Here is a 5,776-nt window from a genome sequence, read left to right on the forward strand (position 1 = left end):
CAGTCCAGCAGCTCGGTGCCATAGCTGCCGATGACGTCGAGCTGCGGGCTGTGCACATGGGTGTCGATGAAGCCCGGCAGGATCAACCGGCCGCGGTGGTCGTGCTGCTGCCAGCCCTCGCCGGGCAGCGGCGTGTTGGCCGGCTGCGCGCCGGTGATGCGGCCGTCTTCGATCAGCAGCCAGTGGTCGGGGCGCCAGCGCACGGCCGGGCTGTGCACCGCGCCCCACTCGGGCGTGGCGGTGAAGTCGAGCAGGTCACCCCGCAGGGCCAGTCGGTGGGGCGGAACGTCGGTCGGGGTCATCGGCGGATTCGGTTGGGGGGCGGATTGTCAATGCACCGCGGCCGACGGCCCGGCGCCCGGCTGGGCGAGCCGGCGGGCCACCTCGCGCACCTGCTCGCGCAGCCAGCGCATCGAGGGCGAGGCATGCGTCAGGTCGTGCCACAGCTGGTAGTAGGTGAGCGGCGGAAACGGCGCCGGGCAGCGCACGATGCGCACCGGCAGCACGCCGGCATAGCGTGAGCAGAACAGCCGACCGGTGGTCAGCACCAGCCCGCTGCGCGCCACCATCAGCGGTATCAGGCCGAAGTGGGCGCTGCGCACCACCAGGTTGCGCTTGAGGCCGAGCGACGTGAGGTGCTCCTCGATCACGCCCAGCGCACCCGGGCTCAGCGGCGAAGGGGCCACGTGCTCGCAGCCCAGGTACTTGTCCACCGTCCAGCCCTTGCCGGCGCCTTCGGCGAGGCGCACCACCGGATGGCCCTCGGCCACCAGGCAGACGATCTCGTCGGTCATCAGCCGGCCCAGGTGCAGCTCCTCGGGCGGACGCAGCCAGTTGCCGATCACCAGGTCCACCTCACCGTCGGCCAGGCCGCGGCGGTAGTCGAAGTCGCGCGACAGCGCCAGCAGCTCGATGCGGGCGCCGGGCGCGGCCTGGTGCACATGGGCCACCAGCTCGGGCAGGAAGGTGGGGTCCAGGTAGTCGCTGGCGGCCACGCGGAAGGTGGCGGTGGTGGTCTGCGGGTCGAACGAGGCGCTGCGCAGCCGCGGGCTGAAGAGCGCATCGGCCGCCTGCAGCAGGCTGGCCGCCGGCCCCACCAGTTGCAGCGCAGTGGCGGTGGGCGTCATGCCGTTGCCGGCCCGCACCAGCAGCGGATCGCCGGTGAGCTCACGCAGCCGCTTCAGCTGGGCGCTGACGGCGGGCTGGGTGCTCTGCAGGCGCAGGGCAGCACGGGAGACGCTGCGTTCGACGATCACGGTGTGGAGGACTCTGATCAGGTACAGCTCGATCTTGTCGAACTCGGCGCGCTGCGTCATATGGCTGGCTCGATAGGTGCTATGAGGGCTATCGTATTCACGGGCTGCCCTGCAGCGAGTAACTTCCCACCCCATGACAACACAACCCGTGCGCTTCTATCACCAGGGCCGCATCGTCGACGTGAGCGGCGTGCACCCCACCCGCAGCGTGCTCGACTGGCTGCGCGAGGACGCCCACTGCACCGGCACCAAGGAAGGTTGCAACGAAGGCGACTGCGGTGCCTGCACCGTGGTGGTGGGCGAGCTGGACGCGGCCGGCCAGCTGCAGCTGCAGACGGTCAACAGCTGCATCCAGTTCGTGCCCACGCTGCACGGCAAGGCGCTGTTCACGGTGGAAGACCTGAAGCCCCAGTGCGCCGGCCAGCTGCACCCGGTGCAGCAGGCGCTGGTGGAGTGCCACGGCTCGCAATGCGGCTTCTGCACCCCGGGTTTCGTGATGTCGCTGTGGTCCGCCTATGAGCACCACCAGGCGGCCGGCACCCAGCCCACGCGCCAGCAGCTGGCCGACGAGCTGTCGGGCAACCTGTGCCGCTGCACCGGTTACCGGCCCATCATCGATGCCGGCCAGCGCATGTTCGACCTGCCCGCCGCGCGGCTGGATGCCGCGCCGGTGGTGGCCGCGCTGCAAGCCTTGCAGGCCGGCTCGCTGAGCTACCAGGGCGCCCGCCCCGGCGAGCCCGCCGCCACGCTGCATGCGCCCGCCACGCTGGACGAGCTGGCCGCGCTGCGCGTGCAGCACCCCAAAGCCACGCTGCTGGCCGGCAGTACCGACATCGGCCTGTGGGTGAGCAAGCAGTTCCGCGACGTGGGCGACCTGATCTACGTGGGCCACGTGGCCGCGCTCAAAACGATAGAAACGATGGCCGACGGCGGCCTGCGCATCGGCGGCGGTGCATCGCTGGAAGACGCTTATGCCGCGCTGGCCAAGCGCCTGCCGGCGCTGACCGACCTGTGGCTGCGCTTTGCGTCCCCGCCCATCCGCCATACCGGCACGCTGGGTGGCAACGTGGCCAACGGCTCACCCATCGGCGATTCACCGCCGATGCTGATGGCGCTGGACGCGCAGATCGAGCTGCGCCAGGGCGAGCGGGTGCGCCAGATGCCGCTGCCCGAGTTCTACGTGGACTACATGAAGAACCGGCTGGAGCCGGGTGAATTCGTGCGGGCCCTGCTGGTGCCGGGCGCAGCCTTCAACCGCACGGTGCGGGCCTACAAGATCAGCAAGCGCTTCGATTGCGACATCTCCGCGCTGTGCGGCGGCTTCTCGATCGAACTGGATGGCGACACCGTGCGCAGCGTGCGCCTGGCCTTCGGCGGCATGGCCGGGGTCGTCAAGCGCGCCGCCGCAGCCGAAGCCGCGGTGCTGGGCCAAGCCTGGACCGAGGCCACCGTGCAGGCCGCCCAGGCCGCGCTGCTGCAGGACTTCAAACCCCTGACCGACATGCGCGCCAGCGCCGAGTACCGCATGCAGGTGGCGCAGAACCTGTTGATGCGCTTCTGGCTGGAGACGCGGGCGGCCGATCCGCTGCCGGTGTCGCAGACCAGCGTGTTTGCGGTGATGCCGCATGGGGTGTGAGGTGGGGTGTGGCTGTGAGCTGCGCTAATGGTGGGGTTGTGACGGTGCTCCGTGGGTGCCTCGGCGGAGCGCTGCAATTTGCGGCGCTGCGCGGCGGGCGGGGCCCGGCAGGGGCTCATGCGGTCTCGGTCGGCCCTGCGGGCCGACTGCGCTGCGGTGCTCCCGACAAGGTCGCGCGGTGGAACTCGCTACGTTCGCTGCGCTCACTGCACTCGAACAACCACCGCGAGTCAGTTGACGAAGCACGCTGCGCGTGCCGACCTCGTCGCTGCGCTCCTCGCCGAGCCCAAAATCGCCCCCACCGGGCCCCGCCCGCCGCGCAGCACAGCTGGAGCACTGCCGTGGCAGCAGGTGTGCCGCTGCAGCACACCCACACCAACTACCGGCACCTGCCGTGGCCTGGGGTCCCGATGCGCCAGCGAGGCCAAGCGGGGGCGTGGGGCTGGGCGGGTAGGGGCGAGGGCGCATCTGGAGCGCCGAGCAGCGCAGGGCGGGTGGCCCGCGCGCGCAGCGCGCCTCGTCATCTGACTCGCAGGCGGGTGTCTGAGCGGAGATGGCAAAGCCATCGCAGCGAGTTACGCGGCGTGGGCCACTCGACCGAGCAGCGCAGGGCAGTCCGCGCGCAGCGCGGACCGCGGAAGCTAAGCCCTCGCCCCTGCCCGCCCAGCCCCACGCCCAGGCACCCCACCCCGCACCAGCCTCTGATGGCCTTGACCCAGGCGCCTCACTGAAAAATAGCCGAACGCAGCCTGTCTAGACAAGCCCTGCCGCCAAGCCCTAAGCCGGACCAACACATGAACAAGCCCATCGCCCCCAGCCTGCTGCAGCCCGCCGAAGCCTTCGCGCCCTATGCGAAGAACACCGCCGCGCGCATCGACGAGGCGGCCGAACGCAGCGCCCAGGCCGCCGGGGCGCGGGTCGGCATCAGCCGGCCGCATGAGTCGGCCCACCTGCACGTGGCCGGCGAGGCCACTTACATCGACGACATCCCCGAGCTGCAAGGCACCCTGCACTGCGCCCTGGGCCTGTCGCCGGTGGCCAAGGGCACCTTGACGAGCGCCGACCTGGACAAGGTCAAGGCCATGCCCGGCGTGGTGGCCGTGCTCACCGCGGCCGACATCCCCGGCACCAACGACTGTGGATCGATCGTGCACGATGATCCCATCCTGTGCGACGGCGAGATCCGCTACCTGGGCCAGCCGGTGTTCGCCGTCATCGCCCGCAGCCGCGACCAGGCGCGCCGCGCCGCGGCACTGGCCAAGCAGGTGCTGCAGATCGACGCCCTGCCCCCGGTGCTCACGCCGCAGCAGGCGCATGCGCAGCAGCAGTACGTGGTGCCGCCCATGCACCTGGTGCGCAGCAGCACCGAAGGCGGCGCGCAGGCCGCCATTGCCAAGGCGCCGCACCGGCTGCAAGGCAGCTTCGACGTCGGCGGCCAGGAACAGTTTTACCTGGAAGGCCAGATCAGCTATGCCGTGCCCAAGGAAAACGACGGCATGCATGTGTACTGCAGCACCCAGCACCCCACCGAGATGCAGCACCTGGTGGCCCATGCGCTGCATTTGCACGCCCACCATGTGCAGGTGGAATGCCGGCGCATGGGCGGCGGCTTCGGCGGCAAGGAGTCGCAGTCAGGCCTGTTCGCCTGCGTGGCGGCCGTAGCGGCCAAGAAGCTCAACCGCCCCGTCAAGCTGCGGCTGGACCGCGACGACGACTTCATGATCACCGGCCGGCGGCACTGCTTCTGGTACGAGTACGACATCGGCTATGACGATGAAGGCCGCATCCTGGGCGCCGAGGTGAACATGGTCTCGCGCGCCGGCCATTCGGCCGACCTCTCGGGCCCGGTGATGACCCGCGCGCTGTGCCACTTCGACAATGCCTACTGGCTGCCCGACGTGGCGCTGCACGGCTTTTCGGGCAAGACCAACACCCAGAGCAACACCGCCTTCCGCGGCTTCGGCGGGCCGCAGGGCGCCATCGCCATCGAGAACATCCTGGACGCGGTGGCGCGCCGGCTGGGGCGCGATCCGCTGGCGGTGCGCCGTGCCAACTTCTACGGCACCACCGATCGCAACGTCACGCCCTACGAGCAGACGGTGACCGACAACATCGTGCACGAGGTGGTCGACCAGCTGGTGGCCAGCAGCGACTACACCGCCCGGCGCGAGGCAGTGGCGCAGTTCAACGCCGGCAGCCGGGTGCTCAAGCGCGGCCTGGCGTTGGTGCCGCTGAAGTTCGGCATCTCCTTCAACGTCAAGCACTTCAACCAGGCCGGCGCGCTGGTGCATGTGTACAACGACGGCTCCATCCTGGTGAACCATGGCGGCACCGAGATGGGCCAGGGCCTGAACACCAAGGTGGCCCAGGTGGTGGCGCATGAGCTGGGCGTGAGCTTCGAGCGGGTGCGCGTGACCGCGACCGACACCCAGAAGGTGGCCAACACCTCGGCCACCGCCGCTTCCACCGGCGCAGACCTCAACGGCAAGGCCGCGCAGGATGCGGCGCGGCAGATCCGCGAGCGCCTGGCCGCCTGCATCGCCGCGCACCATGGCGGCAGCGCTGAAGAGGTGGTGTTTGCCAACGACGAGGTGCAGGTGGGCGGCCGCACGCTGCGCTTTGACGCGGTGGTGGCGCAGGCCTACCTGGACCGGGTGCAGCTGTGGTCCGACGGCTTTTACGCCACGCCGGGCCTGAGCTGGGACCGCGACAAGATGAAGGGCCGGCCCTTCTACTACTTCGCCTATGGCGCGGCGGTGAGCGAGGTGCTGGTGGACACGCTCACCGGTGAATGGAAGCTGCTGCGCGCCGACGTGCTGCACGATGCCGGCCGCTCGCTGAACCCGGCGCTGGACATCGGCCAGGTGGAGGGCGCCTTCATCCA

General features: G+C 70.2%; 3 protein-coding genes and 1 pseudogene. 2 read left to right on the forward strand and 2 right to left on the reverse strand.

Annotated features, from left to right (window positions below):
* Positions 1-302, reverse strand: a pseudogene (locus tag ABNT58_RS09220) (guanine deaminase); the annotation flags it as partial.
* Between the two features lie 27 nt (positions 303-329).
* Complete coding sequence (locus tag ABNT58_RS09225; RefSeq protein WP_348753196.1) at positions 330-1,316, reverse strand: LysR family transcriptional regulator; 987 nt, start codon at positions 1,314-1,316, stop codon at positions 330-332.
* Between the two features lie 73 nt (positions 1,317-1,389).
* On the opposite strand from ABNT58_RS09225, the gene xdhA reads away from it, so the two are divergent.
* Together xdhA and xdhB are read left to right on the forward strand one after the other, a co-directional pair.
* Entirely contained in the window at positions 1,390-2,892 is a 1,503-nt protein-coding gene (gene xdhA / locus ABNT58_RS09230; RefSeq protein ID WP_348753197.1) for a xanthine dehydrogenase small subunit, read from the forward strand.
* A 794-nt stretch (positions 2,893-3,686) separates the two neighbouring features.
* Positions 3,687-5,776, forward strand: a 2,090-nt coding sequence (xdhB, locus tag ABNT58_RS09235) for a xanthine dehydrogenase molybdopterin binding subunit (protein WP_348753198.1), incomplete at its 3' end; no start/stop codon positions are given.

It is taken from the genome of uncultured Aquincola sp., from assembly GCF_964001545.1.
Classification (GTDB): Bacteria; Pseudomonadota; Gammaproteobacteria; order Burkholderiales; family Burkholderiaceae_C; genus Aquincola.

Coding starts and splice junctions, on each gene's coding strand:
- xdhA (WP_348753197.1), top strand. CDS start 1,390: ATGACAACACAACCCGTGCGCTTCTATCACCAGGGCCGCATCGTCGAC.
- ABNT58_RS09225 (WP_348753196.1), bottom strand. CDS start 1,316: ATGACGCAGCGCGCCGAGTTCGACAAGATCGAGCTGTACCTGATCAGA.